25 protein-coding genes and 1 pseudogene are annotated in these 25,825 nt (G+C 67.6%); 11 read left to right on the top strand and 15 right to left on the bottom strand.

Features of this window, described 5'->3' with window-relative positions:
• Positions 1 to 41: 41 nt before the first annotated feature.
• The gene (gene fadD11 / locus OHA42_RS23815) at positions 42 to 1,859 is read left to right on the top strand and encodes a fatty acid--CoA ligase FadD11 (RefSeq protein WP_406230083.1); all 1,818 of its coding nucleotides are present in this window, start codon (positions 42 to 44) and stop codon (positions 1,857 to 1,859) included.
• Between the two features lie 323 nt (positions 1,860 to 2,182).
• On the opposite strand, the gene OHA42_RS23820 is transcribed toward fadD11, so the two are convergent.
• Positions 2,183 to 3,283 (bottom strand): MBL fold metallo-hydrolase, encoded by a 1,101-nt coding sequence (locus OHA42_RS23820; protein ID WP_406230084.1) that lies wholly within the window; start codon positions 3,281 to 3,283, stop codon positions 2,183 to 2,185.
• A 253-nt stretch (positions 3,284 to 3,536) separates the two neighbouring features.
• Complete coding sequence (mshC, locus tag OHA42_RS23825; RefSeq protein ID WP_406230085.1) at positions 3,537 to 4,775, bottom strand: cysteine--1-D-myo-inosityl 2-amino-2-deoxy-alpha-D-glucopyranoside ligase; 1,239 nt, start codon at positions 4,773 to 4,775, stop codon at positions 3,537 to 3,539.
• A 275-nt stretch (positions 4,776 to 5,050) separates the two neighbouring features.
• On the opposite strand from mshC, the gene OHA42_RS23830 reads away from it, so the two are divergent.
• Positions 5,051 to 5,917: an LLM class flavin-dependent oxidoreductase gene (locus OHA42_RS23830; RefSeq protein WP_406230086.1), complete on the top strand. Its 867-nt coding sequence runs from the start codon at positions 5,051 to 5,053 to the stop codon at positions 5,915 to 5,917.
• Positions 5,918 to 5,972: 55 nt separating this feature from the next.
• On the opposite strand, the gene OHA42_RS23835 is transcribed toward OHA42_RS23830, so the two are convergent.
• From OHA42_RS23835 to OHA42_RS23865, 7 genes and pseudogenes are all read right to left on the bottom strand, one after another.
• Positions 5,973 to 6,443, bottom strand: a complete 471-nt coding sequence (locus OHA42_RS23835; RefSeq protein ID WP_406239565.1) for a nitroreductase family deazaflavin-dependent oxidoreductase — start codon at positions 6,441 to 6,443, stop codon at positions 5,973 to 5,975.
• Between the two features lie 294 nt (positions 6,444 to 6,737).
• Positions 6,738 to 6,947 (bottom strand): annotated as a pseudogene (locus tag OHA42_RS23840) (MarR family transcriptional regulator); the annotation flags it as partial.
• A 22-nt stretch (positions 6,948 to 6,969) separates the two neighbouring features.
• Positions 6,970 to 7,410: an aldo/keto reductase gene (locus tag OHA42_RS23845; RefSeq protein ID WP_406230087.1), complete on the bottom strand. Its 441-nt coding sequence runs from the start codon at positions 7,408 to 7,410 to the stop codon at positions 6,970 to 6,972.
• 121 nt (positions 7,411 to 7,531) lie between these two features.
• On the bottom strand, positions 7,532 to 8,332 hold the full coding sequence (locus tag OHA42_RS23850) for an SCO1664 family protein (protein WP_406230088.1): 801 nt from the start codon (positions 8,330 to 8,332) through the stop codon (positions 7,532 to 7,534).
• A 3-nt stretch (positions 8,333 to 8,335) separates the two neighbouring features.
• Entirely contained in the window at positions 8,336 to 8,920 is a 585-nt protein-coding gene (locus tag OHA42_RS23855) for a DUF3090 domain-containing protein (protein WP_328400927.1), read from the bottom strand.
• A 71-nt stretch (positions 8,921 to 8,991) separates the two neighbouring features.
• On the bottom strand, positions 8,992 to 9,762 hold the full coding sequence (locus tag OHA42_RS23860; protein ID WP_406230089.1) for a histidine phosphatase family protein: 771 nt from the start codon (positions 9,760 to 9,762) through the stop codon (positions 8,992 to 8,994).
• A gap of 13 nt (positions 9,763 to 9,775) precedes the next feature.
• Positions 9,776 to 10,705, bottom strand: a complete 930-nt coding sequence (locus tag OHA42_RS23865; RefSeq protein WP_406239567.1) for an undecaprenyl-diphosphate phosphatase — start codon at positions 10,703 to 10,705, stop codon at positions 9,776 to 9,778.
• A 294-nt stretch (positions 10,706 to 10,999) separates the two neighbouring features.
• Between OHA42_RS23865 and OHA42_RS23870 the strand changes: the two genes are divergently transcribed.
• From OHA42_RS23870 to OHA42_RS23885, 4 genes are all read left to right on the top strand, one after another.
• Positions 11,000 to 11,974, top strand: coding sequence for an aldo/keto reductase (locus tag OHA42_RS23870; protein WP_406239569.1), 975 nt, complete (start codon positions 11,000 to 11,002; stop codon positions 11,972 to 11,974).
• A 62-nt stretch (positions 11,975 to 12,036) separates the two neighbouring features.
• Entirely contained in the window at positions 12,037 to 13,101 is a 1,065-nt protein-coding gene (locus tag OHA42_RS23875) for a hemin ABC transporter substrate-binding protein (protein ID WP_406230090.1), read from the top strand.
• A gap of 382 nt (positions 13,102 to 13,483) precedes the next feature.
• The gene (locus OHA42_RS23880; protein WP_406239571.1) at positions 13,484 to 14,557 is read left to right on the top strand and encodes a FecCD family ABC transporter permease; all 1,074 of its coding nucleotides are present in this window, start codon (positions 13,484 to 13,486) and stop codon (positions 14,555 to 14,557) included.
• A gap of 391 nt (positions 14,558 to 14,948) precedes the next feature.
• Positions 14,949 to 15,812: a heme ABC transporter ATP-binding protein gene (locus OHA42_RS23885; RefSeq protein WP_406230091.1), complete on the top strand. Its 864-nt coding sequence runs from the start codon at positions 14,949 to 14,951 to the stop codon at positions 15,810 to 15,812.
• Positions 15,813 to 16,061: 249 nt separating this feature from the next.
• Here the strand turns inward: OHA42_RS23885 and OHA42_RS23890 are convergent, their stop codons facing one another.
• The 4 genes from OHA42_RS23890 to OHA42_RS23905 are packed head-to-tail and all read right to left on the bottom strand — an operon-like array spanning position 16,062 to position 19,467.
• Positions 16,062 to 16,460, bottom strand: coding sequence for a YrdB family protein (locus tag OHA42_RS23890; protein ID WP_406230092.1), 399 nt, complete (start codon positions 16,458 to 16,460; stop codon positions 16,062 to 16,064).
• Positions 16,461 to 16,477: 17 nt separating this feature from the next.
• On the bottom strand, positions 16,478 to 18,571 hold the full coding sequence (locus OHA42_RS23895) for an MMPL family transporter (RefSeq protein ID WP_406230093.1): 2,094 nt from the start codon (positions 18,569 to 18,571) through the stop codon (positions 16,478 to 16,480).
• Positions 18,571 to 19,104 (bottom strand): hypothetical protein, encoded by a 534-nt coding sequence (locus tag OHA42_RS23900; protein ID WP_406230094.1) that lies wholly within the window; start codon positions 19,102 to 19,104, stop codon positions 18,571 to 18,573. The genes OHA42_RS23895 and OHA42_RS23900 overlap by 1 nt, the downstream gene beginning before the upstream one ends.
• 6 nt (positions 19,105 to 19,110) lie before the next feature.
• A complete protein-coding gene (locus OHA42_RS23905) occupies positions 19,111 to 19,467 on the bottom strand; it encodes a hypothetical protein (protein ID WP_406230095.1) in 357 nt (118 codons plus the stop codon).
• A 165-nt stretch (positions 19,468 to 19,632) separates the two neighbouring features.
• Between OHA42_RS23905 and OHA42_RS23910 the strand changes: the two genes are divergently transcribed.
• The 3 genes from OHA42_RS23910 to OHA42_RS23920 are packed head-to-tail and all read left to right on the top strand — an operon-like array spanning position 19,633 to position 22,017.
• The gene (locus tag OHA42_RS23910) at positions 19,633 to 20,655 is read left to right on the top strand and encodes a YncE family protein (protein WP_406230096.1); all 1,023 of its coding nucleotides are present in this window, start codon (positions 19,633 to 19,635) and stop codon (positions 20,653 to 20,655) included.
• Entirely contained in the window at positions 20,655 to 20,936 is a 282-nt protein-coding gene (locus tag OHA42_RS23915; protein ID WP_406230097.1) for a DUF5703 family protein, read from the top strand. The genes OHA42_RS23910 and OHA42_RS23915 overlap by 1 nt, the downstream gene beginning before the upstream one ends.
• Before the next feature lie 4 nt (positions 20,937 to 20,940).
• The gene (locus tag OHA42_RS23920; protein WP_406230098.1) at positions 20,941 to 22,017 is read left to right on the top strand and encodes a quinone-dependent dihydroorotate dehydrogenase; all 1,077 of its coding nucleotides are present in this window, start codon (positions 20,941 to 20,943) and stop codon (positions 22,015 to 22,017) included.
• 46 nt (positions 22,018 to 22,063) lie between these two features.
• Here OHA42_RS23920 and OHA42_RS23925 read toward each other — a convergent pair whose 3' ends face one another.
• Both OHA42_RS23925 and OHA42_RS23930 read right to left on the bottom strand, forming a co-directional pair.
• The gene (locus OHA42_RS23925; RefSeq protein WP_406230099.1) at positions 22,064 to 22,480 is read right to left on the bottom strand and encodes a hypothetical protein; all 417 of its coding nucleotides are present in this window, start codon (positions 22,478 to 22,480) and stop codon (positions 22,064 to 22,066) included.
• A gap of 55 nt (positions 22,481 to 22,535) precedes the next feature.
• Positions 22,536 to 22,814 carry a hypothetical protein gene (locus OHA42_RS23930; RefSeq protein ID WP_406230100.1) on the bottom strand — a complete coding sequence of 93 codons (279 nt, stop codon included), beginning with the start codon at positions 22,812 to 22,814 and terminating at the stop codon, positions 22,536 to 22,538.
• Between the two features lie 490 nt (positions 22,815 to 23,304).
• Between OHA42_RS23930 and OHA42_RS23935 the strand changes: the two genes are divergently transcribed.
• Both OHA42_RS23935 and OHA42_RS23940 read left to right on the top strand, forming a co-directional pair.
• Positions 23,305 to 24,774 (top strand): carbohydrate kinase family protein, encoded by a 1,470-nt coding sequence (locus OHA42_RS23935; RefSeq protein ID WP_406230101.1) that lies wholly within the window; start codon positions 23,305 to 23,307, stop codon positions 24,772 to 24,774.
• A gap of 215 nt (positions 24,775 to 24,989) precedes the next feature.
• Positions 24,990 to 25,820 (top strand): GTP cyclohydrolase II, encoded by an 831-nt coding sequence (locus OHA42_RS23940; protein ID WP_406230102.1) that lies wholly within the window; start codon positions 24,990 to 24,992, stop codon positions 25,818 to 25,820.
• Positions 25,821 to 25,825: the final 5 nt, after the last annotated feature.

Raw genomic sequence — 25,825 nt, forward strand, 5'->3', positions numbered from 1 at the left:
TCGTGGACAGCAAAGCCGGGCGACGTGATTGAGATTGTGGGATGAATCAACCGAACACTACGTGTGCTGCGTTCCAGCGCATCGCCGCGATCGAACCCGAGGCGGTCGCGGTTCGCTCCATCGGAGGCGGACAGAGCCTGACCTGGCGTGAATACGCCGATCAGGTCAGGCACATCGCCGCCGGGCTCAACGCCCTCGGGATCGGCCGTGGCGACACTGTCGCGCTGATGATGGCCAACAGGGTCGAGTTCTATCCGCTGGAAGTGGGCGCCCAGCACACCGGCGCGACATCGTTCTCGGTGTACAACACCCTGGCTCCCGAGCAGTTGAACTATGTGTTCACCAATGCCGAGAACCGGGTGGTGATCTGCGAGGAACAGTACGTCGACCGGGTTCGGTCGTGCGGGGTGCCGATCGAGACCATCGTGTGCGTCGATGCAGAGCATGCGGGAACCATCAGCGTCGCCGAACTCAAAGCCAAGGGCCGCACCGATTTCGACTTCGAAGCGACTTGGCAGGCCGTGCAGCCCGAGGACGTCGCGACATTGGTCTACACCTCCGGCACCACCGGAAACCCCAAGGGCGTCGAGATCACCCACGCGAACCTGCACGCCGAGGTGCACGCCTTCAACGCGGTGCTGTCGGTCGAATTCGGCGACCGCCAAACCTCCTTCCTGCCCAGCGCACACATGGCCGACCGGTTGACCGCGCTGTATTTGCAGGAGTACTTCGGAACCCAGATCACCGTCGTGCCGGACCGGGCGTTGCTGCCCGCCGCATTATCGGACGTGCATCCGACAATCTGGGGTGCGGTGCCGCGAGTGTGGGAAAAGCTCAAGGCCGCGGTCGAATTCTCGGTTGCCAACGAACCCGACGACGCCACCCGCGCCGCTTTGCAGTGGGCACTGGAGGTGGCAGCGCGCAAGGCGGCCGCACAGCTGGATGGACGACCGGTCGAGGCAGAGCTGGCGGCGGAATGGGCGAAGGCCGATGTAGCGGTGCTGTCGAAGCTGCGCGCGAAACTCGGTCTGGACCAGGTGAAGTGGGCGATTTCGGGTGCGGCACCGATCCCGCCGGAGACCCTCGGGTTCTTCGCGGGCCTCGGCATCCCCATCTCCGAGATCTGGGGCATGTCCGAGCTGACGTGCGTGGCCAGCGCCAGCCCGCCGGCGCAGGCGCGCCTGGGCACGGTCGGTCGGTTGCTGCCCGGCATGGAGTCCACGATCGCCGAGGACGGCGAATTCCTGATCCGCGGTCCCCTGGTGATGCGTCGTTATCGCAAGGAGCCGGAGAAGACCGCGGAAGCCATCGACGCCGACGGCTGGCTGCACACCGGTGACATCCTCACCATCGACGCCGACGGATACCTGCGGGTGGTGGACCGTAAGAAGGAACTGATCATCAACTCCGCGGGAAAGAACATGTCCCCGGCCAACATCGAGAACGCGATCAAAGCCGCCGCGCCACTGGTCGGTGCGCTCGCCACCATCGGGGACGCGCGACCGTTCAACACCACACTGATCGTGCTGGACGCCGAATCCGCCCAACCGTATGCCGCGCAGCACGGACTGCCCGATGCCTCTCCCGCCACGCTCGCCGCCGATCCCGGCGTGATCGCCGAGATTGCGCGCGGCGTCGCGGCGGGCAACGCGCAACTGTCGCGCGTCGAACAGATCAAACGTTTCACCATCCTGCCGACATTCTGGGAACCCGGCGGCGACGAGGTCACCCTGACGATGAAGTTGCGCCGCAAGCCGATCGCCACGAAGTACGCGGCGGCCATCGAGCAGCTCTATGCCGCCGAGCCCGAGGCGACGGTGCACGAGCCTGCAGAGTCGGTGGAACTGTCTGCGGGCTAGCGGGTTCGGTGGTCGCCGACCAGCAGCAGGTGCGCCCGCTCGAGCGCGGTCGCGAGAGCCTCTCGACTATGAAACACCCTGTGCTGCACCATGTTCAGTGATCCCTCGGATCACCTCGGTGTCGCTGTGAACAGGCGCGGTGGTGTGTGGGTGGTTTCGCGGGCGCAGCTGCGAGCAGGATCACTATCCGCCTGCACCAGACCCACGCATCCATCGGGCGGATTGTTACCGGCCGACTCAGACGCTACGGACCTGGGTGTGGACGGTGATTGCCGCAGTCATGTGCTGCTCGGCAGCACTGATTCGGTCGGGGCGGGAAAGGTCTACAGCGAGAATGTCAGTCGCTGCGGGCTGAGGTAGTCGGCCGGGTCGTGCATGGTGCGCAATTCCGGGCGCCGTGCGAGGGTGAGGCGGGCCAGTTCCGTGCGCAGTGGGGTGTCGTAGCGGGCGGCGGGGCTGGTGAAACCGGGGAGCCAGTTGTCGTGGTGGCTGGGGACGAAGAGGGTCGGGCCGAGGGATTCGATGTAGCGGCGGGGGTCCCGTAGGCCGTTGGTGATCTGGTTGTAGCCCTGGATGGCACCGATCTGGACGTCGGTGGGGGCAAGGCCGGCCAAGACGTCGAACACGTGCGGGGCTTTCTCGGTCAGCGGGCCCGCGGAGTCGTGCCAGGTGAGTGTGAATCCGGGAACCCGGAATTGGTAGAGCAGGACACCGCCTTCGGGATCGCGCAGTCGCGGCAGGTTCTGCAGGACGCCATCGATTGTCGGTGGGTGCCGCATGATCGGGCGTATATCCGGGGCCGGGAAGAACGGTGACGCCGGATCGCTGCGGTCCGGGGCGGTCGGGGCCGAATGCAGGTGACGGACGGCAGTCACCGCAACGTTGCCGACGGTGAATTCGTGACGTGCACCGATCAGGGTCTCGGCATTGCCGAGCTCGGAGGTCGGGAACGACGGGTCCGACACTTGCGCGCGAATAGCCGCACAGTGCTCGGCGGTGCCGTGTACGACCGCGCCGCAAGCCTGCGCGATCCGGCCCGCGTCACCCGCGTGATCGAAATGTCCGTGCCCGATGAAGATCGCCTCGGGACGCAGGTCGGCCAGGTCCTGCGCAGTGGCGGGCACATACCCCGAACTGGTGAACCGAGGAACCCACGCGTCGAGCAGGAACACCGATCCGCCGATTGCCAGCGCGAAAGTTGTGCATCCCACCCACGACAACACCACCCGGTCGGCGCGCACCGCTCCGGTTTGCGCGTCGACGATGTCGGCGCCGAAGAAACGCCTGCGTGCCACGACCGTTCGTTCGGCGTCCGGCTCGGTGGATGCTTCCAAACGACCGGCCGCGATCTGCGCGAGGGCATCGAAGGCGCCACCGAGCGCGGTGTGCCGACCGATCAGAACGCGCGGATGAATGTTGCACACGTGTGTACCAGATCACGGAATCGCAGCGCGGGCAAGGGAGACCACTGGCTGAGCGCCCGCCGCCCTGCTCACCGAGCAGCCTGCCACCGCCATGCGTGGACAAACACCGAACCCGGTCGCACTGCGGGATTCGGACGGTGGTGGGCCGGTCGACGGTCTTCGGAGAACGTCCGGGGCCGACCTCCGAAGACCGTCGTCGGCGAGAGGCAGGCCACCACTGCGCACTCGGAAAACGGGCGGGTGGCACGAGACTTTAGAGCTGCACGCCCAGCAACGCATCGACCGCGGTCGCGACGAGGGCCGGGGCGTCGCGGTCCGCGCCGCCGTACTCGAGGGCTTGGTCGGCCCAGTTGTCCACGGCAGCCAAGGCTTTCGGGGTATCGAGATCATCGGCGAGGTGCTGGCGCAGGCGGGCGATGGTGTCCTCGGCGGCGGGGCCGGCGGCCAGCGACGTTGCGCGCCGCCACCGGTCCAGGCGCTGGGTGGCCTCCGCGAGGACGGTGTCGGTCCACATGCGGTCCTGGCGGTAGTGACCGGCGAGCAGGCCGAGGCGGATCGCGGCGGGGTCGGTGCCCGCGCGGCGCAGCTTGGATACGAGGACGAGGTTGCCCTTGGACTTGGACATCTTTTCGCCGTCGAGGCCGATCAGACCGGCGTGCACGTAGTGGCGGGCAAAGCGGCGGCCTGCAATGAGGGCTTCGGCGTGCGCGGCGGAATACTCGTGGTGGGGGTAGATCAGGTCGCTGCCGCCGCCCTGGATGTCGAACTCGGGTCCGACGCGGTTGAGCGCGATCGCTGCGCACTCGATGTGCCAGCCGGGACGACCCGCGCCGAAGGGGGCGGGCCAGGACGGTTCATCAGGGCGCGCGGCGCGCCACAGCAGTGCGTCGATGGTGTCGCGCTTACCCGGTCGGTCGGGGTCGCCGCCGCGCTCGGCAAACAGTCGCTCCATGGTGGCGCGGTCGTAGCCGGATTCGTAGCCGAACTGCTCGGTGGCGTCGGCGCGGAAGTAGATGTCGGGGAATTCGGCATCGTCGACGACATACGCCGCACCCGAGGCCAGCAGTTTCTGCACCAGTTCCACGACCTCGTCGACGGACTCGATGGCGCCGATGTAGTCGCGTGGCGGCACGATCCGCAGGGCGGACATGTCCGCACGGAACAGCTCGATCTCGCGGGTGCCCAGCGCACGCCAGTCCAAGCCGTCGCGGGCGGCGCGCTCGAACAGCGGGTCGTCGACATCGGTCACGTTCTGCACGTAGTGCACGGTGTGGCCCGCGTCCCGCCACAACCGGTTCACCAGGTCGAAGGTGAGGTAGGTGGCCGCGTGCCCGAGGTGGGTGGCGTCGTATGGGGTGATCCCGCAGACGTACATGGTGGCGGTGGGGCCGGGGGTGACCGGCCGGACCTGTCGGTCGGCGGTGTCGAACAACCGCAACGGTGGCCCTGCTCCGGGGATGGTGGGAAGGGCGGTATCGGACCAGGACTGCATGATTCGAGGGTAAAGGTGTGGTCGAGATCATCGGCCTTCGCCCCGCCTGATTAGCGACCTAGCACACCCTTATGGTGGGTTTCGACCTGCGCAAATGTCGTCACCGGCGGATGTCAACATTTACGGTCTCGCTGGTTCGATGCGATGCGGGGTCGAATTGCGATGTCGGCGAACCGGGCGAATCGCGATCTCGCAGTCAGCGATAGGGCCGCGCGGCCCGGCGGTCGCGGGCCGGATCCAGCGCATCTGTCGGTGCTCGGGGATACCGTGGCCGGATGACTGTTCTCGGTGCCGTAGCGCTTCCCAGGATTCCTCCGGAACATCTTGCCGCAGTCGGCGATGCCGCGGAAGAGAGCGGGCTGGAGGAACTCTGGTTGTGGGAGGACTGCTTCTGGGGTGGTGGTGTCGCGGCGGCCGCGACCGTGCTGGCGCGGACCGAGCGGGTGCGCGTCGGGATCGGGGTGATGCCGGTGCCGTTGCGCAATGTCGCACTGACTGCCATGGAGGTCGCTTCGTTGCTGCGGCTGCACCCCGGGCGGTTCCTGCCAGGATTCGGGCACGGTGTGCAGGAATGGATGGCGCAGGTCGGTGCCGGCGTCGAATCACCGATGACCTTGCTGCGCGAACAGCTCGGCGCGCTGCGCGGATTGCTTTCCGGTCGAACCGTCACCACCGCGGGGCGCTACGTGCAGCTGGACAAGGTCGCGCTGGACTGGCCGCCGACGGTGCCCGCACCGATGCTGGCCGCCGCGAGCGGCCCACGGACGCTGCGCCTGTCCGGCGAGCTCGCCGATGGCACCATCCTCACCTCGCGCACCGCTCCCGACGGTGTGCGCGCGGCGCGGGCGCTGATCGATGAGGGACGCGCCGAAGCCGGGCGAACCGAACCGCATCGGGTGATCGTGTACCTGGCCGCGGCCACCGGACCCGACGCGGACCGTCGTCTGGCGGCAAAGGCCGAGCAGAACGGATTCCAAGAGGGTGCGGGCATCGCCGGCGGCCCCGATTCCATCGCCGACACAGTGCGCCGGTACGCGGCCGCAGGCGCGGACACCGTCGTGCTCGAACCCGCCGACGACGACCCGAACCCGGTCGAGTTCGTTCGATTCGTCGGCGAGAAAGTGCGCCCGCTGTTGGGTTGAGCTGTTGCGGCCGCGACAGCCACATGCGTCCTCGACCGTGCCGGAGCCCGCCGCACTAGCCCTCGGTGCCGTCACCGGCCGGTGTGCCGCCGCTGATTGGTTCGAGCACGAAGACCGGGATCTGGCGGTCGGTCTTGCGCTGGTAGTCGGCATAGTCCGGGTACGCGTCCACCGCCCGGCGCCACCAGAGGGCCTTTTCGTCCCCGAATACCTCGCGCGCCCGGTACCCCAGGATCGCCGCGCCGTCCTGAAGCTCGATGACCGGCTCGGCGACCAGGCCGGTGTACCACTGCGGGTTGGTCGGCGCGCCCCCCTTGGACGCCACAGCTGCGTAGCGTCCCTCGTGTTCGACACGCATCAGCGGCGCCTTGCGAACCTTGCCGGTCTTGGCGCCCCGGTAGGTCATCAGCACGGTGGGCAGGCCACTGACCGTGACGCCGTCGGTCGTGCCGGTGCGTGCGATCTGCTCGACGTGCTCGCGGACCCACCCCGGCGCCCTCGGTTCGTCATCACCGGTCGACGCCATGTCTTGATCAATGTGCCCGGCCTGCCGCGATTCCGCGACCAGACCCTGCCGGCGGCCATGTGGGTGGCGGGGGCGCCTGGCATCCACGTTGCCGGTCAGGGTCTGGAGTATGCCGGGTAGTTCTGCCACTGTCTCGGCGGGCAGGCCGGCCACGGTTTCCTCCGCCAGAGCGCACCATAGCTGCTTGACCTGATGGGCTAGCGCTTTGCCGCTGTCTGTGAGTTCGACGATGCTGGCGCGCTTGTCGGAAGGAGCGGGTTTGCGGCGGATGTGGCCGGAGGCTTCCAGCTTGCGGGCCATGAGCGTGACACTGGGTGGCTCGCAGCCGAGCGCCTCGCTGAGCTGCGCCTGAATCATCGGGCCCGTCCGGGTGAGTTCGAGCAGGAGCGCTTCTTGCCCGGGGTGCAGGCCGAGTGGGGCCAGCAGCGCCGCGGCCCTGGCTCGGTGGCGCAGGCTCAGCAGGCGGATGGCCTGGTTGAGTGCGTCGGCTTGCTCGAAGTCCATGGGGTTCCCTTCGCCAGATTAGTTATGTGAATAACATTATGCACATAATTAATTCGAGCGCGACACCGAAGGAGTCAACATACGGTGCGTCGGAGATGCCGACGTAGAGGATCTTGCCCGCACGCACCGCGTCGTCGAGCGCTCGCATCGTTTCCTCGATCGGGGTGTGCCGGTCCCACAGATGCACCCAGTAGATGTCGATGTAGTCGGTGCGCAGCCGCCGCAGGCTCTGCTCGAGCGACAACACCAGATTCTTGCGGTGATTGCCCGCGGCATTCAGATCCGCGGTGTCGCGCGACAGCGTGTACTTGGTGCCGAGTACGAAACGGTCGCGGCGTTGGATCACCGCCCCGAGCAGGCTCTCTCCTTCGCCGTAGGCCGCTGCGGTGTCCAGGACATTGCCACCCGCGTCGGCATAAGCGTCGATGATGCGTCGACTTTCCTCGGCGTCCTCGAAACCCATTGTGCCCAAGACGAGTTCAGAGATTCGTCAGCCGGTCGAGCCGAAGAGTCGGTAGCGCATGCGCCCAGTCTGGTACACGACGCGACACCGCAGGGAGGCCCTGCGAGGGTCACCCTGCCGATCAGAACGCGGGCCAGGGAATCGGGCGGGCGGTGCGCGGCACCGGCATCACCGGGTCGTCCAGCAGTTCCTGGGTCCGATCGGCGAGTGCCCCGATCTCGGTGTCGGTGAGGTGCGGGGCGAGAGCGTCGGCGAGCTGACCGGGCAGCGCCTTCGCGAACGCGGTGATGTCGTCGAGCAGATCCTGACCGACGCCGCGGCCTGCCCATCCCCACAGCACGGTACGGAGTTTGTGCTCGCTGTGCAGGCAGATGCCGTGGTCGACCCCGTAGACCTGACCGTCGGTGCCTTCGAGTGCGTGCCCGCCCTTGCGGTCGGCGTTGTTGAGCAATAGGTCGAGCACCGCCACCCGCTGCAGGCGCGGATCGTCGGCGTGGATCAGCGACACCTCGTTGCCTGCCGGGTCGAGGGCGCGCAGCACTTCGCAGAAGCCGTCGGGAACCGCGCCCGCGGGCACCAGGTCGATCAGGTCGAGCCGGTTGCCTTGCGCGGTGTGGTTGTCCACGGACTCCACCCAGCGCTGCACCATGCCGGGACCGTAGGGGCCCTCACGCAGGACGGTTTCCGGGATGACACCCCAGCCGAGCGCATCCGATATCAGATAGGAGGCCACCTCGCGGCCCGCGAGGGTGCCGTCGGGGAAGTCCCACAGCGGTTGCTCACCGCGCACGGGCTTGTACACCACCCGCAGTGGCGCGCCGTCGGGATCCGTGCTCGCGGGCACGTCACAGACGAGGGTGACATTGCTTGCGACGGTTACCCGTCCGATCACCGTCAGCTCGGCGGTGTGCCACGCGGCCACCGGCTACTCCTCCAGCTCGGCGGCGCCGAAAATGTCCCCGCGCTTGTATCCGTTGGTTCGTACACACATGTGCCCGCGCGCCGAGAGTGGTTCGCCGCACAGCGGGCACGGCGGCCGCCCCGCGGCGATGACACGGGTCGAGCGCAGCGCGAATTCGCGCGCCTGGATCGGGGTCAGGAACACCCGCACCGCGTCCGGGCCCTCCTCGGTGTCATCGAGCACCACCGACTCGTCCACTTCGGTCTCGGTGATCGCCAGCAGCTCCACCACCACCGCTCCCGCGTCGGCGTCCCAGCCCAAGCCCATGGTGCCGACCCGGAATTCGGCGTCGACCGGCGTCACCAGCGGATCCACATCGGCCACGTCGTCGGCCTGCGGCGGCACCTCGGCGCCGAAGCGCCGCGCGACCTCGTCCAACAGCAGACCCATACGGTCGGCGAGCACCTTCACCTGCTGCTTCTCCAGCAGCACGCTGACGACGCGCGGTTCCTGCACGGCCTGCAAATAGAACGAACGATCGCCCGGCTCACCGACAGTCCCGGCGACGAAACGATCGGGGGTGCGGAATACATGGATTGCGCGTGACACATGCACCTCCTGATACGTGACCCTGATCGACTACCCGCGGCGCACAGACATTCAACACGCCGACTACTCGTTTACAAGGAATCTCGACGCTCCGCATTCCCATTATCCGCACTTCCGGTACCGCCTACCTCCCCGCCAGGAACGGGACCGGAGGTGTCGACCGGTTCGGCGTCCTGCGTGGCGCGGGAATCGGCCACCGGGCGTGGCATATTGGACGCCGCCAGCGCGGAAAGGTCGGTCCCGGTGTCGTTGACACGCCAGACATACGGTGCCGTCGGGGTGTAGCGGACGACACTGATCGACGCGGGCTCCACCACGATGCGTTGAAATCCGTCCAAATGGATGCCGAACGCGTCGGCGAGCACCGACTTGATGACATCACCGTGCGAGCACGCCACCCACAGCACGTCGTGGCCGTGCTGCTCGGCGAATTTCCGGTCGAGTTCGCGGATCGCGGCCACCGCGCGGGCCTGCACCTGCGCGAGCCCTTCGCCCCCCGGGAACACCGCGCCGGAGGCGTGCTGTTGCACGACCTTCCACAGTGGTTCGGTGAGCAGGTCGGCCAGCAGCTTGCCGGTCCAGTCGCCGTAGTCGACCTCGATCAGCCGGTCGTCATATTCCGGTTCCAGGTCGAGTTTTTCCGCCAGCGGCGCGACGGTGCGCTGGCAGCGCAGGAGCGGTGAGTGCACGATGTGCTCGATGGGCAGTGCGGCGAGGCGGGCGGCGAGCGCCCTGGCCTGTTCGTTGCCGCGCTCGGTCAGATCGACGCCTTGGCTGCGGCCCGCGAGTGTGCGGGCGGTGTTCGAAGTCGACACACCGTGTCGCAGCAGGATTACCGTCATGCGGTCAGCCTAATCATGTCGCCGACACCACCCCGCCCGCCAGCAGGCCCATCATGGTCAGCCCGAGCACGATGCGGTAGCCGACGAACCAGTCCAGCGAGTGCTTGGCGACGAACTTGAGCAGCCACGCCACCGAGGCGTAGCCGACACCGAACGCCACGATCGTGGCGACGAGCAGCTGTGGGCCGCTGGCATTGAGTCCCTCTCCTGCCGGTTCGAACGCATCGGGCAGACTGAACAGGCCGGACGCGGTCACCGCGGGAATGGCGAGCAGGAACGAGAACCGCACGGCGGCCTCGCGCTCGAGCCCGAGGAACAGACCGGCCGTGGCGGTGGCGCCGGAGCGCGACACACCCGGGATCAACGCGAGGCACTGAGCGAAACCCATGACCAGCCCATCGCGGGTGGTCAGCTGCTCGATCGGGCGGATCTTGCGACCGTAGTACTCACCGGCGGCGATGACCAGCGCGAACGCGATCAGCATGAACGACACCAGCCACAGGTTGCGGGCTCCGGTGCGGATCTGGTCTTTGAGCAGGAAGCCGAGCAGGCCGATGGGGATGGTCGCGATGATCACATACCAGCCGATGCGGTAGTCGAGTTCGCGCTGCGCGTCCTCGTCGAGAAGCATGGGCTCGCCGGGTCGCAAGATGGGAAGCTTGGTGGTGACCTGGTCGGTGAGCGGCACGGTTTGCCTGGCGGGCCCGGACACCTTGCGTACCAGGGTGGTGAACCAGGCGCGCACGATGCGCCAGATGTCCTTGGCGAAGTACACCAGCACGGCGGCCTCGGTGCCCAGCTGGGTCACCGCGGTGAACGAGGCGCCCGCGTCGTCGCCGAAGAACACCGCCGACACGATGCGCAGGTGCGCCGAGGAGGAAATCGGCAGAAACTCGGTGAGCCCCTGCACCAGACCGAGTATCAGCGCTTGCACCCAGGTCATGGACTCGCCGACCACGTACCGTCCTCCGCTTCTGCCCGAAATATCCGTTCCGGCTGGGCAATTGGTCCACAGGCGGGTCGCACTGACATGATCACCGCCGCAATCACGCAGCGACAGTACAGTGTCGAAGCGAGGATCGGGTGACGGGGCGGTGACCAGCGCTGCGGTCCGTCGCAGGTCCGTCGCGCCCGCGACACGCGGTGACAGCGGCAATGCGACGCACAGTGCACGTGACCGCCCGCATTCGCTCGCACGCTCTAGGCTTGGCGCCGTGACGAAATCGTGGACACGGTGATGGAACAGCGTACGGTCGGTCGCAGTGGCCTACGGGTGTCCCGGATAGGTTTGGCGACCCACACGTGGGGTTCGCATACGGATTCCGACGAAGCGGCCGTGCAGCTGGTGGCGTTCACCGATGCCGGTGGCACGCTGGTGGACACCTCTCCCGCCTACGGCGGCGGTGCGGCGCAACGGATCCTGGCCGAGCTGCTCGGTGACCTGGTCTCGCGTGACGATCTGGTGCTCAGTGGTTGTGCCGGTGTGCTGCCGAGGATTTCGCCTGCGCCCGCAGGTCCGTCGGTGCCCGAGCCGGAACCGGCCCGCCCGACGGTGGACACCTCGCGGCGCACCCTGCTGCGTCAACTCGACCGGACGCTGCTTGAGCTCGGCACCGACTACCTCGACATCTGGAACGTCGCCGCCTGGGATCCGCGGACTCCGCTCGACGAAGTCGCGGCGACCCTCGAATTCGCGGTGCGCTCGGGGCGGGTCCGGTACGCGGGCGTGCGCGGGTTCGGTGCCTGGCAGTTGGCCAGTCTCGCCGCCATTGCGCCGATCTCCGTCGCGCAGGCGCCGTATTCGCTGCTGGCGCGCGGCTCCGAAGGTTCTTTCCTGCCTGCGGCCGATCACCACGGCGTCGGACTGATCGCGTCCGCCCCGTTGGCGGGCGGCATCCTTACCGGCAAATACCGTGACGGTGTGCCCGCCGATTCGCGGGGCGCGGACGAGGCGACCGCCGCCGAGATCCGCCACCGGCTCGACGAGCGCGCAACCCGGGTCGTGGACGCATTGGTCACCGCCGCCGACGGCCTGGCCACCTCGCCGCTCGCGGTGGCGCTTGCATGGATTCGGGATCGCCCCGGCGTCTCGAGCATGATCGTCGGCGCCCGCGACATCGGGCAGCTCACCGGTGTGCTCGCCGCGGAGGCTCTCGAACTGCCGCGGGCCATCGCGGCCGCTCTGGACGACGTCAGTGCACGCACGGAATGACGCAAGTTAGCCTTGCCTGCATGAGGTGTGTGACGTCGAGGCCTTCAGCTTCTCCGGCGTGCTTGTCCGGGCCCGCGTCCGTCCAGGCGCGACGGATCGGCGGCGTCCGAAGTGGATGGGAGCGTGCGGTCTATGCCGTCCTCGCGCTGACCATCCTCGTCGGGGTCGCCGCGTGCGACACCGGCAGCGATGCCACGACCTCCGGGCGTCAGGGACAGAGCACTGCCAAGCTGGCGAATCTCGACCCCACGCCGATCGGGTCGGAACCGACCCCGACCCTGCCTGCGACGGTGCGGTCGTTCGACGGCTCCGAGGTCACCGTCACCAGCGCAAGCCGCATTATCGCCGCCGACCGCTACGGCACCCTCGCGCAGATCGTGTGGGCGTTGGGCCTGGGTCCCAAAATCGTCGGCCGCAGTACCGCTGCCTCGTTCCCTGCGGTGCAGAACGTGCCCAACGTGACCGGAGGCAGCGGTTCGCTGAACGTGGAATCCATTCTGGCGCTGCGTCCTTCGGTGTTCCTCACCGACAGCACCAGCGCCGCGCCCGCGGTGCGCGAGCAGTTGCGCGCGGCAGGTGTCACCGTCGTGTACTTCGACCCGCAACGCACGATGGACGGTGTGGTGCCCCAGATCGAGGCCGTCGCAGGCGCCCTCGGCGTTCCCGACAGCGGGCAGGCTCTCGCCCAGCGCACCCGCGACGAGATCGCCGCTGCGAGCGCCGCCGTCCCGAGGCAGGACAAGCCCCTCACCATCGCCTTCCTCTACCTGCGCAGCACCGCCATCACCATGCTCGCTGGGCCCGGCTCCGGTGCGGATGCGCTCATCGCCACATTGGGTGCCAAGGACGCGGGCGCCGTGGCAGGACTGAAGGAACCCTTCGTCGCGATCACCAGCGAGGCCATGATCGGCGCCGCCCCCGACGTGTTGCTCGTCATGACCGACGGCCTGCATTCGGTCGGCGGGGTCGACGGATTGGAGAAGGTCCCCGGCATCGCGCAAACTCCCGCGGGCCGCAACCGACGTGTGGTCGACATGTCCGACGCGGTCCTGCTGAGCTTCGGCCCGAACACCGGCCGCGTCATCGCAGCCCTGAGCGAGGCCGTGTACGGCACCCGACCGGCATGAGCGTGGGTGGCGAGCAAGTAGTCGATGGAACGGACTCGGGTCCGTTCGGAGCAGCTTCTGGTGTATTCGGCATCGAAGCCGGTCTATTCGGCACGAGTTCGAGCGTCATCGGAACGACCGCCCCGGCGGTCCGGGCAACGATCGCCCCGAACCGCGGGGCAACCGACCTGTTCGGCACGAACCTGTTCGGGGCGGTGTCGGGTCGAAGGGCTACGGGCTGCGACCGCAATGGCATGTCCCGGGCGGTGCAGACCGGCACAGATTCCGGCCGGATCGCCGCAGAGTCTCGCAGGAACGGGACCCCGAGGCCGGTGGCAGCACGCGCAGGCGAGGTGCTGTGGTGAGCGGAGCGACGTCGGGGAGTACCTCGATCGATCGGTCGATGCCGTACAGCCCGCAGCCGACTGCTCCGAAATCCCGTGGCCGTTCGCGCACCGCGATCGTCTTCGTTGTCGCGGTGGCCGTGCTGGTTCTGCTCGCACTGGCTTCCGCTGCGATCGGGCAGGTGCCGACCACGCCCGCCGAGGTGGCGGGCAGTGTGTTGCATCGGGTCGGCCTGGACTGGGGGCCGATGCCCGCCCATCCTGCCGGTGAGGTGACGTTGTGGCAGGTCCGTTTCCCGCGGGTGGTGCTGGCGATGTTGGTGGGCGCGGCATTGGCGACAGCGGGTGCATTGTTGCAGGGCGTGTTCGCCAATCCGCTCGCCGAACCCGGTGTGATCGGAGTGTCGGCGGGTGCCGCGGTCGGTGCGGGGACCGTGATCGTGTTCGGCGGCGCGTTCGTCGCCGCGTGGTCGGTCGCGGCGGCGGCGTTCGTGTCGGGTCTGGCAACCACCCTGCTCGTGTATGTGCTTGCCCGATCCAATGGGCGCACCGAGGTGGTCACCCTGGTGCTCACCGGCGTCGCGATCAATGCCTTCGCAGGCGGCCTCATCGCCTTCCTGCTGTTCGTCGCTTCCCCCGCCGCCCGCGATCAGATCGTGTTCTGGCAGCTGGGCAGCCTCAACGGCGCCACCTGGGACTCGGTGCGCGTGGTCGCGCCACTCACCGCCGTCGGCGTGCTCGCCGCGATCCTCATCGCACCGCGCCTGGACCTGCTGGCCCTCGGCGAGTCCGCCGCCCGCCATCTGGGTGTCGACGTAGAACGCTTGCGCCGCAACGTCATCCTGGTCGTCGCGATCCTGGCCACCGCGGGGGTCGCCTTCACCGGCATCATCCTGTTCGTCGGCTTGATCGTCCCGCACCTGGTCCGCATGCTCGTCGGCCCCGCCCACCGCGTCCTGATCCCCTTGAGCGCCATCATCGGCGCGGTGGTCCTGCTTGCCGCCGACGTGGGCGCCCGCTCCCTCGTCGATAACGCTGACCTCCCCCTCGGCATGCTCACCTCCCTCATCGGCGGCCCCTTTTTCTTCTGGCTGCTGCGCCGAACACGCGCCCGCGCGGGAGGATGGGCATGACCGGCTCATCGACGCGTTTCCCGCGTACCTCGGCCGCGGCTTCTGCGCCGGTAAACGGCTGGTGGTCGTTGCGTGGCGGCTGCCGCCAGAGTACTGACCGGAGTTTCGATGGCGCGGCACGGTCGGAACAGTCCCGACAGGCTCTGCTGCTTGCTGCGGACTCGGACATGTCCTCCCGCACTGAGCGGCGCGACGGCGTGGTCTCGGGACGTCCCCGCGGGTTCGGTCTGCACAGCGCGCAAACAAGCCAGTCATCCGGAGCTGGGCGACGTGGCGGCCGGAGTCACCGTGTGACAGGCATGCCCTTCGGTCTCGAGGGGGTCCCTGCATGGACGGATGAATCGCCTGCGACAACCGGCCGCGTGGCCGACGTGGTCGTTGGGGGCGACACATGAGCGGCATGCGGCACGGGCTCGGCGGGGTTTTTGCGCGGACGCACGAGCTGCCGGTAGCGCACGAACGGGATTCGGTCACGCTGCGCGCTGTCGGTGTGAGCATCGATCGACGTGATGCCACCGGATCGGGAAGTCGTCGTGTGCTCGAGGCGGTGGACTTCGAGGTCGTTGCCGGGCAGGTCGTCGCATTGGTGGGCCCGAACGGTGCCGGCAAGTCCACATTGCTTGCCGCCCTCGCGGGCGAGCTCGCCCCGGCCGAAGGGACGGTCGAACTCGACGGGCGGTCGTTGGCCCACTGGTCTGCGCTCGATATGGCGCGCCGGCGCGCCGTGCTCCCGCAGAGCCACACCGTCGGGTTCCCATTCACCGCGCGCGAAGTCGTCGCCATGGGACGTGCGCCATGGGTGCGCACCCGGCTGCGTGTGCTCGACGACGAGAAGATCGCCGCCGCCATGGCCGCCACCGACGTGGAACACCTTGCGGCCCGGTCGTTTCCGACGCTGTCGGGCGGCGAACGCGCGCGCGTCGCGCTGGCCCGCGTCCTCGCCCAGGACACCGCAACCCTGCTTCTGGACGAACCCACCGCCGCCCTGGACCTCGGCCATCAGGAGGCCGTGCTGAACCTCGCAACCACCCGCGCCGATGAAGGCGCGGCCGTTGTCGTCGTCCTGCACGACCTCGGCATCGCCGCCGCCTACGCCGATCGTGTCGCCGTTCTGGAATCCGGCCGCGTCGCTGCCGATGGCCCGCCTCGCGACGTCCTCACCACCGAACTGCTCAGTCGCGTTTACCAACACCCCGTCGAGGTACTCGACCACCCGGTAACCGGCGCCCAACTCGTCCTGCCGGTCCGCCGCTGAGCCGTACGGTCCTCGGGTCGAAGCCCCGGACGGCCGAAGTTGTCATGACGTGGGTCGGGGAGCAAAGCACCGACGAGGGTGGTTGCCGCGAGCAGTGCAACAACGCTCGGCCACGGACTGGGACGCCGTGCGTACGCACCGGCGCCCGGATGTTGTCCTGCCGAGAGGCAGTATGAATCGGGCCCCCGTATTCGGCGTTGGAGGATGGCGGTTGTGACCTACGTGTGATCGGCCGGCAGCGGCACGGATCTAGCGGCGGTCACGCGCTGTCGGGAAGACTTCCGCCTGCCCAATATCGACGATCAGTCCACCCTGCGCACCGGCGCGCACCGCGGCCGTGATCGCCCACATCGCGAAGAATCCGACGCCGGCGATCGGCCCGGCCACCTGATACCAGGCGAGCGCGCCACCGCCGAACCACAACAATTCGAGGGCCAGACGCCATCCGCCGTACAGCTGAAATCTCGCGGTCGTCCCGGCACCGAACAGCGCCCACATGAGGGTGAACAATGCGGGCGCGCCCAGACCCGCGACGATCCGGGTCGCGGTGTCCGCAGGCAGGGTGAACCCCCAGATTCCCACCCCCACAAGCACACCCAGCTCCAGCAGGAACACCACAACCAGATTCGCACCCTTGATCGCACGCACGATCGCTCTCCTTCGGCTCAGCGCCAGATCAGTTTCAGCACCGCGGGCGTCAACAACATGCGGATCACCGTCGCGTCGATGATCAGCGCGGCGATCATGCCGTAGGCGATGTACTTCATCAGCACCAGGTCGGAGAAGCCGAACGCGCCGGTCACCACGATGAGGATCGCCGCGGCGGAAGTGATGACGCCGCCGGTGTGGGCAATGCCGTAGCGGATCGCCTCGGGTGGGTCGGCGCCGCCCGCGCGGGCCTCGGCCATGCGCGAGAGCAGGAAGACTTCATAGTCGGTGGACAGTCCGAAGATGACCGTCACGATCAGCGCCAGCACCGCGAACATCAGTGGGCCCGGGGTGAAATGGAAGATCCCCGCGCCGTGGCCTTCCACGAAAATCCAGGTGAGGATGCCCAGCGTGGAGCCTAGACTCAGAGCACTCATGAGGACGGCCTTGAGCGCGAGGACGAAGGATCGGAACGCGGCGTACATCAGTCCCAGCGCGGCGACCACCAGGATCGCGGCCAGTACCGGTAGCCCGTCGAGCAATCCGTTGATGCTGTCGCGCTCCAGCGCAGGCACACCCGCGACCATGACCTCGACGCCGGACGGTTCGGGGATGGCGCGCAGTGCGGCGATCACCGCGTCGGCGTCACGCTTGTCGGCGAGGCCCGCGTTGAGCACATTGATGCCGTCTTTGGTCGGCGCGCCGGGTTCGAAGCGCCCGGTGAGCCCGGGAACCTGGTTGGCCTCGAACCGGATATCACTGAGCTGCTGCGGATTCGCGCCGATCACCACCAGTTTCAGCGGTTCGGTGCGGAAGCTCGGGAAAAGCTCGTCGAAGCGTTCCTGCGCCACCCTGGCCGCATTGTCCTCGGCGAGATAGCGCTCGCTCAGCCCGCCGAACTCGATGTGGCGGAACGGGACACTCAGCGCCAGCAACATCAGCACGATCGGCGCCGCGACCAGCCACGGCCGCCCCATCGCCATTGTGGCGAGCCGCGAGAAGAATCCGGCATCTATCTGGGCTTCGGTTTTGCTATGGGAGAAGCGATGCCAGCCCCACAGATCGATGCGGCGTCCGACGATGCTGAGCACCGCGGGCAGTGCGGTGACCGACAGCAGCGCGGCGAGCAATACCGAACTGATGCCGCCGTAGGGCACCGAGCGCAGCACGCCGATGGGGAAGATGAACAACGCGCCCAGGCTGATCGCGATGATCGCCGCCGAGAACAACACCGTGCGCCCCGCGGTGGCGACGGTGCGCGCGGTCGCCTCCTCCACCGTGTGACCGGCGGCCAACTCCTCCCGGAACCTCGTCACAGTGAACAACCCGTAATCGATGGCGAGCCCGAGACTGACCAAAGTCACTACCGCGCTGGCGAATACGTTGACATTGATGTGGTCGGTGAGCACGCGCATGGTGCCCTGTGTGCCGAGCACCGTCATCCCGCCGATGAGAACGGGAAGCAGTGCGCCGATCACCCCACCGAAGACGAAGTACAGCAGGATCGCCACGATCGGCAGTGCGATCATTTCGGCGCGTTTGATGTCGTGCTGCATGCCCTGGTTGATGCCCTCGACGACCGGCTGCAACCCGGCAAGCTGCACCGTCGTGCCACCGGGCCCGCCGCCGGCCCGTCCCGCGCCCAGCTCGTCCTTGATCGCGGCGTAGTTCTCCACGGTGACGGTGCCTGCACCGCGCAATCCGATGCTGGCGAAGGCGCGGGTGTGCGAGGCGTCGGTGGCCTGCACGGCGAACGGGCTGTCCCAATAGCTGTCGATCTTCTGGACCCGGTCGGGGTGCCGGGCAAGCACCTGATTCAGTGCGGTCGTCACCGCGGTACGCACCGCCGGATCGTCGACCGTGCTGCCCTCGGGCGCGGTGTAGACGGCGATGATGTCGCTGTCGGTATCGCGACCGAAGGTGTCGTCGGCGATCTTGGAGGCGGCCACCGATTCGCTGCTCTCGTCGAACCAGCCCTCTTGGGTCAGCCTGCCCGCCAGATCACGGCCGTACCAGCCAGAGGCGACAACGGCCAGCGCGAACACCGCGAGCACGAGATACCGGTGGCGATAGACGACATGGCCCCACCGTGCCAGGCCGGTATCCAGCACTAGCCGCAGGCCGGGGTGCGGTAATCGGCCGAGCGCAGGATGCCACACAGATCGGTGCGGGAGATCTTCCACTTGCCGTCGATGAGCACGAAATGCACCACGGTGGTGCGCACGGCGGAACCGGTTCCGTCTTTGTCCAGGCGCATGGTCGCGGTCAAGGTGCCGTCGCGGTTGTCGAAGATCGGGTCGGTGACCCCGTACACGGCGCGCGGATTGTCCTGCAGCGCCTTGTACATGTCTGGGATGGCGTCCTTGAACACCTCGCCGTCTTCGATGAGATCGGTGCGTTCGCTGTCGGGCAGCGCCGGGTCGAGTGCGCGTTTGATCTGCGCGTCCAGTTCGGCGGCGGTCGGCAGTGGCCGGTGCGCGGCGCTCGAGGAGGCGGCGACCGATGAGGACAGTGAGGCGTTGGCCGAGGAGCGCGCGGCGTCGACGGCCGCTTCGTCCGGTCCCGAGCTGCATGCCGCGGCCGAGGCCAGCGTGATGAGGGCCGCTGCGGTCAGCGCGGTACGGGCGAATCGTGTGGTTGGCATCACCATCTACATACCATCGATGACGGAACTGATTCGTCCGAGCAGCGCCCGCACCGTCGTCATGTCACGCTCGGCGGCCGCTTCGACCGGCGCCGCGTCCGGAATCATGTCCCGCACCAGCGCCACCACACTGCGTTCGTCGTCGAGATCGATGTCGGTCACGCGGGCCTGGGCGACCGCGACGACGTCCTCGGGGCCCGGCACGTCGCTGTCGAGGTCGGCACGGTAGATCTCCAGCGTGACAGTCGAGCGGACCGTGCGGAAGGCGTAGGGCCTGCCGTCGGCGGTGGTGCCGAATCCGTGAGCAAACGGACCAACGGTTATGTCATCGATGGCAAATCCCGATGGGTGGTCGGCTTTCAACCGGATCTCCCTGAGTTGGACACTGTTTCAACCTAACCGTAACCCCGAACACCGACATTCTCCTCGAGCCGCCACCCCGGTCGGCCGCGCCGGTGCGCCATCATGGTCAGATGGTGATGTTGTGGATGATCGGTCGGTAGTACGTCGGTAGAAGGAGTTCGGTGGATGCGCCCTCGCGGCTCGGTCCCCTCGGCCATTGCGGGTGTCGCGGTGTTGGTGCTGCTGGCCGGATGCTCCTCCGACACCGACGGTAAAGATCTGCCGACCAGACCACCGGCCACCGCCGCGGTCTCCTCGGATACGACCGCCGCACCGGCCGATCAAGTTCTGTCGGTCACCACACCGATCACCGACCTGCTCGTCGTCACCGGAACCGGCCTGCTCGCAGCGCTCGACAGCAGCGCGACGGCGCTGCTGCTCATCGACCCGGCCACCAGCCCGCCTGTGGTGCGCGCGGTCGCGCTGCCCGCGAAGGCCGCTGCCCTCGCCTCGGGACAGGACGGCGAAGTTCTTGTCGCGCTACCGAATCGGGTGCTGCGCGTCGACGCCGCGGCGTCGACGACCACCGCGGTGACCGTCGAGGGTGACGTGCACGCGGTGCAAGAACGCGGCGACGGCGCACTCGTCGTCGGCACGGCCGACGGCAAGGTGCGCGTCCTGTCTCCCGCAGGCGAGGTCCTCGACACCGTGTCCGGGCTTGCCTCGGCCGACGCGTTGGCCCTCACCGGCGATCGGGTGAGTGTGCTCGACCGCCGCCAGACCTCGCTCACCGAACTCGACCTGGGCAAAGACCAGCTCGGGTTGGCTCTGCGCGCCGGGGACGGCGCCACCAACCTGATCACCGACCACTTCGGCCGCATCGTCGTCACCGACACTGCAGGTAACGAACTGCTGGTCTACACGGCCGGACCGCTCGTCCTGCGGCAGCGTTTCCCGGTAGGATCGTCGCCTTACGCGCTTGCCTACGACCAGCGGTCCGAGACCGTGTGGGTGACGTGCACGCAGACCAACGAAGTCGTCGGATTCGATCTGTCGACGGGTATACCGAAGGAAGTGGGCCGATTTTCGACGGTCCGGCAGCCGAATTCGGTCGCCATCGACGAGCGCACCGGCGATCTGTTCGTCGGATCCGCGACCGGGAACGGTCTGCAGCGAATCCGGGCGGACCAGCGGAAGGGAGGGCAGTGATGGCGCCGAAGGATGACCAACCACCACAGCACCGAAGGACCCGCGGCCATCGCGCGGCGCTCCCCGCGAGCTGGGAAACCACCAGTGACGACTACGAATACGTGCCGCTGCGACTACCGCCGGAGGTGAATCGGGTGACCGCGTCCATGCGGCTGGCCATTCAAGCCGAATTCGGCGGCTGGGAACTCTCGCGCGTGCGCGCCTATACAGACGGCAGCCGCCGAGTGCTGCTGCGCCGCCGAAAAACCGCGCTGCTACCCCAGCCCGAACCGGGGATGTGAACCGATGTACGCACTGCTATTGCGCTTGATGTTCCTGCTACCACCGGAACGCATCCACCATCTGGTCTTTGCCGCAATGAAACTGGCCGACCGCTTCCCGCCCTCGCGCTGGGCAATGTCGAAGGTCCTGGTTTCCGACGATCCGATCCTGCGCAACACCGCCTTCGGCGTCGAGTTCCCCGCGCCGCTCGGCCTAGCCGCCGGCTTCGACAAGAATGCCGACGGCGTCGACGCGTGGGCACCGCTCGGTTTCGGTTTCGCCGAGATCGGCACAGTGACCGCCCGGGCCCAACCGGGCAATCCCGCCCCGCGACTGTTCCGGCTGCCCGCCGATCATGCCCTCATCAACCGGATGGGCTTCAACAATCACGGCGCGGCCGCCGCGGCCGAGCAGCTGCGTGGCCGCCGCGGTGTAGTCCCGGTCGGCGCAAACATCGGCAAAACGAAGATCGTCGAACCGGAGGGCGCCGCAGCCGATTACGCGATCAGCGCGGCACTGCTCGGTCCGCTCGCCGATTTCGTCGTTGTCAACGTGAGCTCCCCCAATACCCCCGGCCTGCGTGACCTGCAGGCCGTCGAATCGCTGCGCCCGGTGCTGCAGGCCGTCCTCGACAGCGTGCAGGTTCCGGTGCTGGTGAAGATCGCCCCCGATCTTTCCGACGAGGACATCGACGCGGTGGCAGACCTCGCGGTCGAACTGCGCCTGGCCGGCATCGTTGCCACCAACACCACCATCCGCCGCGACGGTCTGCACACTCCTGTCGCCGAGGTCGAAGCCATGGGTGCGGGCGGCCTGTCCGGTGCTCCCGTCGCCGAGCGCTCCCTCGATGTCCTCCGCCGCCTCTACCGCCGCGTCGGCGACCGCCTCGTCCTCATCTCCGTCGGCGGTATCGAAACCCCCGACCAGGCCTGGGAGCGGATCCTCGCGGGCGCTACCCTGCTGCAGGGCTACACCGGCTTCATCTACGGCGGCCCTTTCTGGACTCGCAACATCCACCGTGGCATCGCCGCCCGGCTGCGCGACAACGGGTACAAATCGATCGCCGACGCGATCGGCGCCGAGCACGGCGATCGCGCCTGACACCTGCGGCGGCATTCGGTGCAGCCTTGCATGGTGTGCCGCGTTGCTATCCGAGCACTCGAGGCGGCCCACTGCGATGCAGCGAAATGCGGCGTGAGCGGAAGGTGCGCCCGGTCGTGACCGGTGCACCGGCCGCCGCACCCGCAGGTTCCGGCATCTCGCCCGCATACTGACGCATACGCGCCAGGATCCGCTTGGACAGCAGGATCACCGCCTGCTCCCAGCGGATGCCGATGGTGTCCGCTCGCTTGGTCGCTTCGAAGTGCGCATCCCGGTCATGCACGCCGCTCGGATCGCTGAGGATCTCGTCGAGTTCCATGCCGGCCAACGCCTGTTCCCTCGTCAGCAGCTGGTCGGGCAGCCAGCTCAACGACCACACTGCCGCCCCCGATCCGGTGGTCTTGTACGCAGATTCGGGGGTTATGTCACTGATCATCGTCCATTCGGTCATATGCACGTTCATGGGTGCCTCCGGTGCAATAGCTCGAGCCTGGTGAGCTCTGGGGGGTACAACATGGTCACGAATGACTCCTGTCGAGCATCCGTTGATGCAACAGGCCGATGGCTTGCCGCACGGTGATTCCGAGTCGATCGGCCAGCGCCTGCGCGGCGGGGTCCGATGCCAGGTCCGGATGGCTGAGGATCTCCTGCAGTTCCATGCCGGCCAGTGCCTGTTCGCGGGTCAGTGGATGGGGCAACCAGCTCAGTCGCCACGCCGGTTCCTCGGGGCCTGTTCGCCATGCCCATTCGGGCGTGACGCTGCTGGTCATCGACCGGCTGCTTTCGTAGATCGTCACGGCTGTCTCCATGGGCGGAGGAATCGTCGCCGATGCTGCGGCCGGGGAGCGTCGGGCCCCGGTGGATCCGAGTAACTCGCATCGACCGGGTCTCGCTGCCATCGGAAGAAGCGGAGCGGAGCGGACGACGGTGGCTGATTTCTGTCGGATGTCCGGGTGAACGCGAACCGTTCGCCTAGACCGTGGCGCGGTTGGTCTCCTGCTCGGTGTCGGAGTCGCCGACGCAGTGTTGTCCGCGCCGCCGAGCATGTCGCATCAGGAGCAGCACCCTCATCACCAAACCCTCCCGAGTCGTCTGGTGGGCGATCAGATCGCCGAAAACCAGTGTGGCATTTGCCCTTCATGATGGTCAATTGCCGGAGTAAGTTGGGGATTGCCGGATCGTGTTCGCGCTAAACCCCGATCGTCCGGTAGTTCGCCGGCAGAGCACAACGAATCGACAGCACCCAGGGAGGGGCGGAACTTGCAGAACCTTCCGCAGGACTCTCGCATGGTCGCGATACGCAATATCCTCACGCGGCTGTGCAAGTACTCCGGCCTGAGCTCGGATCGCTTGCGCAACACCGAGATCGATGTCGAGCCTCTGCTCGACCTGGTGGTCGTCCGGCAGCGCGCGCTGCGGACGGGCCGGTCACCGGAGGAATCCATGCTGCCCGTCGTCAGCGACATGGCACGCCGCTTGCAGCCGACCGACCGCTTGATCGCCGATGCGGCACTCTCGCTCGGGTTGTTTCGTGAAAGCCCCCCGGACGGAATCGATCTCGATCGCCTCTACGCCGAGAACCTCGGGCAGCGGCGGGAGTATCTGGCCGAGATGTGGCAGCAGTTGCACGAGACGCTGCGGGCCGAGGCCATTCCCGAGGCACCGACGGTGAAGCGGCTGCGCACCTCCTCGGAGCACGACGCGTTCACCGCGCTGGCCGGCCTGCTCGCAGGCGAATCCAGCTACACCATCCCGCAGATGGCCCCCACGCCGAAAATCGTAGTGACGCTGCCGAACTCGCAGCCCCGACCGGGCATGGTGACGGTGGTCGGTGACGCGGTCATGGACCACCTCTTCCGTGTCGACCGCATACCCGCGGTGGACGCGCCCGCTCGCGGCAACGGCTACAGCGAGCATCCCGGCGGCAAAGGGCTCAATCGGGCGGTGGCGGCCGCGCGCCTCGGACTCCAGGTCAGCATCGTCTCGGCGCTCGGGGACGATGGAAACGGCCGTCGCATCAGGGCATACCTCGACACGGCCGGTGTCAGGACCGAGCTGATCAAGACCGCCACTCGCGCACCCTCACCGATCACCGCGGTCATCATGACCTCGAGCGGCGACATGGCGTTGATCGGTGTGCAGGACGATCGGGTCCGCTTGGAAGGAGCGGATCTCGATGGTCCGAATGTGCGTGCGGCGCTCGGCGCCTCGGATGTGGTGCTGCTGACATTCGAACACCCGATCGGCATCATCGGACAGGTGCTGGCCATGGTCGCGAGCATGCGACCCAAACCGCGGTTGATCGTCTGTCCGACCCCGAGTCTGCGGGTACCACAGGATCTCTATCGCTATCTCGACGCGGTCGACTACCTGGTGGGTTCCGCCGACGAGCTCGACAAAATGCTCCCGGCCGTGACCACCGCGTCGAGCGACGATGTCGCGCAGCGGCTGCGCGGGCTCGGGGTCGGCGCGGTGTGCACGGTCGGCGAATTCCAGTGTGCGATGCGATCGGATCGGCTCAACGTCGACGTCACACATTTTCCGCGGGCACTCAAGAACGCGCCGGGTGCGGCGGCCGCCTTCTCCGCGGCCCTCGCCTACCGGGTGGTCGTTTCGGAGGGGTCGCTCGGCCGGGAAGACCTCGACTGGGCGACCGCGGCCATGCTGTTGACGCAGAAGCTCGGTGACGTGCCGAGCGCCATGCCGCTGACCGGCGATATCGACCAGATCGTCGAGCGTTATGCCGCGAACCGGTGAGCATCGCATCATCGTGAACTGCGACTTTTTACCACCATGCCTCGCACTTCATCTGCACGACACCACACATCCGCTACAGTCCCCGTCGTGACCACGCACATCCAACGGCGTCGCTCCGGCTCGGGTCCGGGGCAGCATTGATCACAGCCGGGTCCCTACTCGGTGCGACCACTCATCGGTTCGCCCGCAAGGGACGCGAAATACAGGTTTCTGTCATGGAAGTCGCCGGTGGCGCCGAGTACGGATATGTACTGGTCTTCGGTGAGCTCACCGACGGGTGCCTGGTGCGGGTGCATTCCCGGTGTCTCTACGGTGATGCGCTCGGCTCCGACGACTGCGACTGCGGGCCCGAACTCGACAAGGCACTCGACCTCATCCAGGCGGCAGGCGCGGGCGTCCTGGTGTATCTGGAGCAGGAGGGCCGCGGCGTCGGGCTGATCGCCAAGGCGCGCGGCTATCAGCAGAGTGAGCGCACCGGCAGCGACACCTTCGCCAGCTACGAGGCACTCGGCTACCCGGCGGATGCCCGCACGTACAACCACGCGGCCAAGAGTCTGGTGCAACTCGGGCTGCGATCGGTGCAGCTGCTGACCAACAACCCGGCCAAGGCCGAGGATTTTCGGTTGGCTGGCCTTGCGGTGACTGTGGTTCCGCTGCGCACCCGTCCACTGAGCGCACGCGCCGCCGCGTATCTGGAGGCCAAACGTCGACGTCGGCGTCATTGGATTCCGACCGACGACGCGCCATGGGCGCCCGCAGACTGGGAATCGGATGCCTTGGGCACTTTCCCGGCCGTGCAGCGTCCACGCCGCAGTCGTCGACTCAGGGGCGTCCGCAAGAGTCGTCTGGCGTTCTGGCGGCGAACCTCCGCTGCCGCGGCGGAAGAGCCGAGCCGCGATCCCACCCCGCAGCCCGGGGCGAGCGAAGCCGTCGCGTACTTGCCTGCCGAACCGGGCCTGTCGGCTCCTGCCACGCAGCCCGCTGTCGACAATGCCGCGCAGCACATCGGTTACGAAGTCACCCAGCGAGCCGCCGTCCCCGCGTAGCAGTG

Source organism: Nocardia sp. NBC_01009 (assembly GCF_045208035.1).
Lineage (GTDB): Bacteria > Actinomycetota > Actinomycetes > Mycobacteriales > Mycobacteriaceae > Nocardia.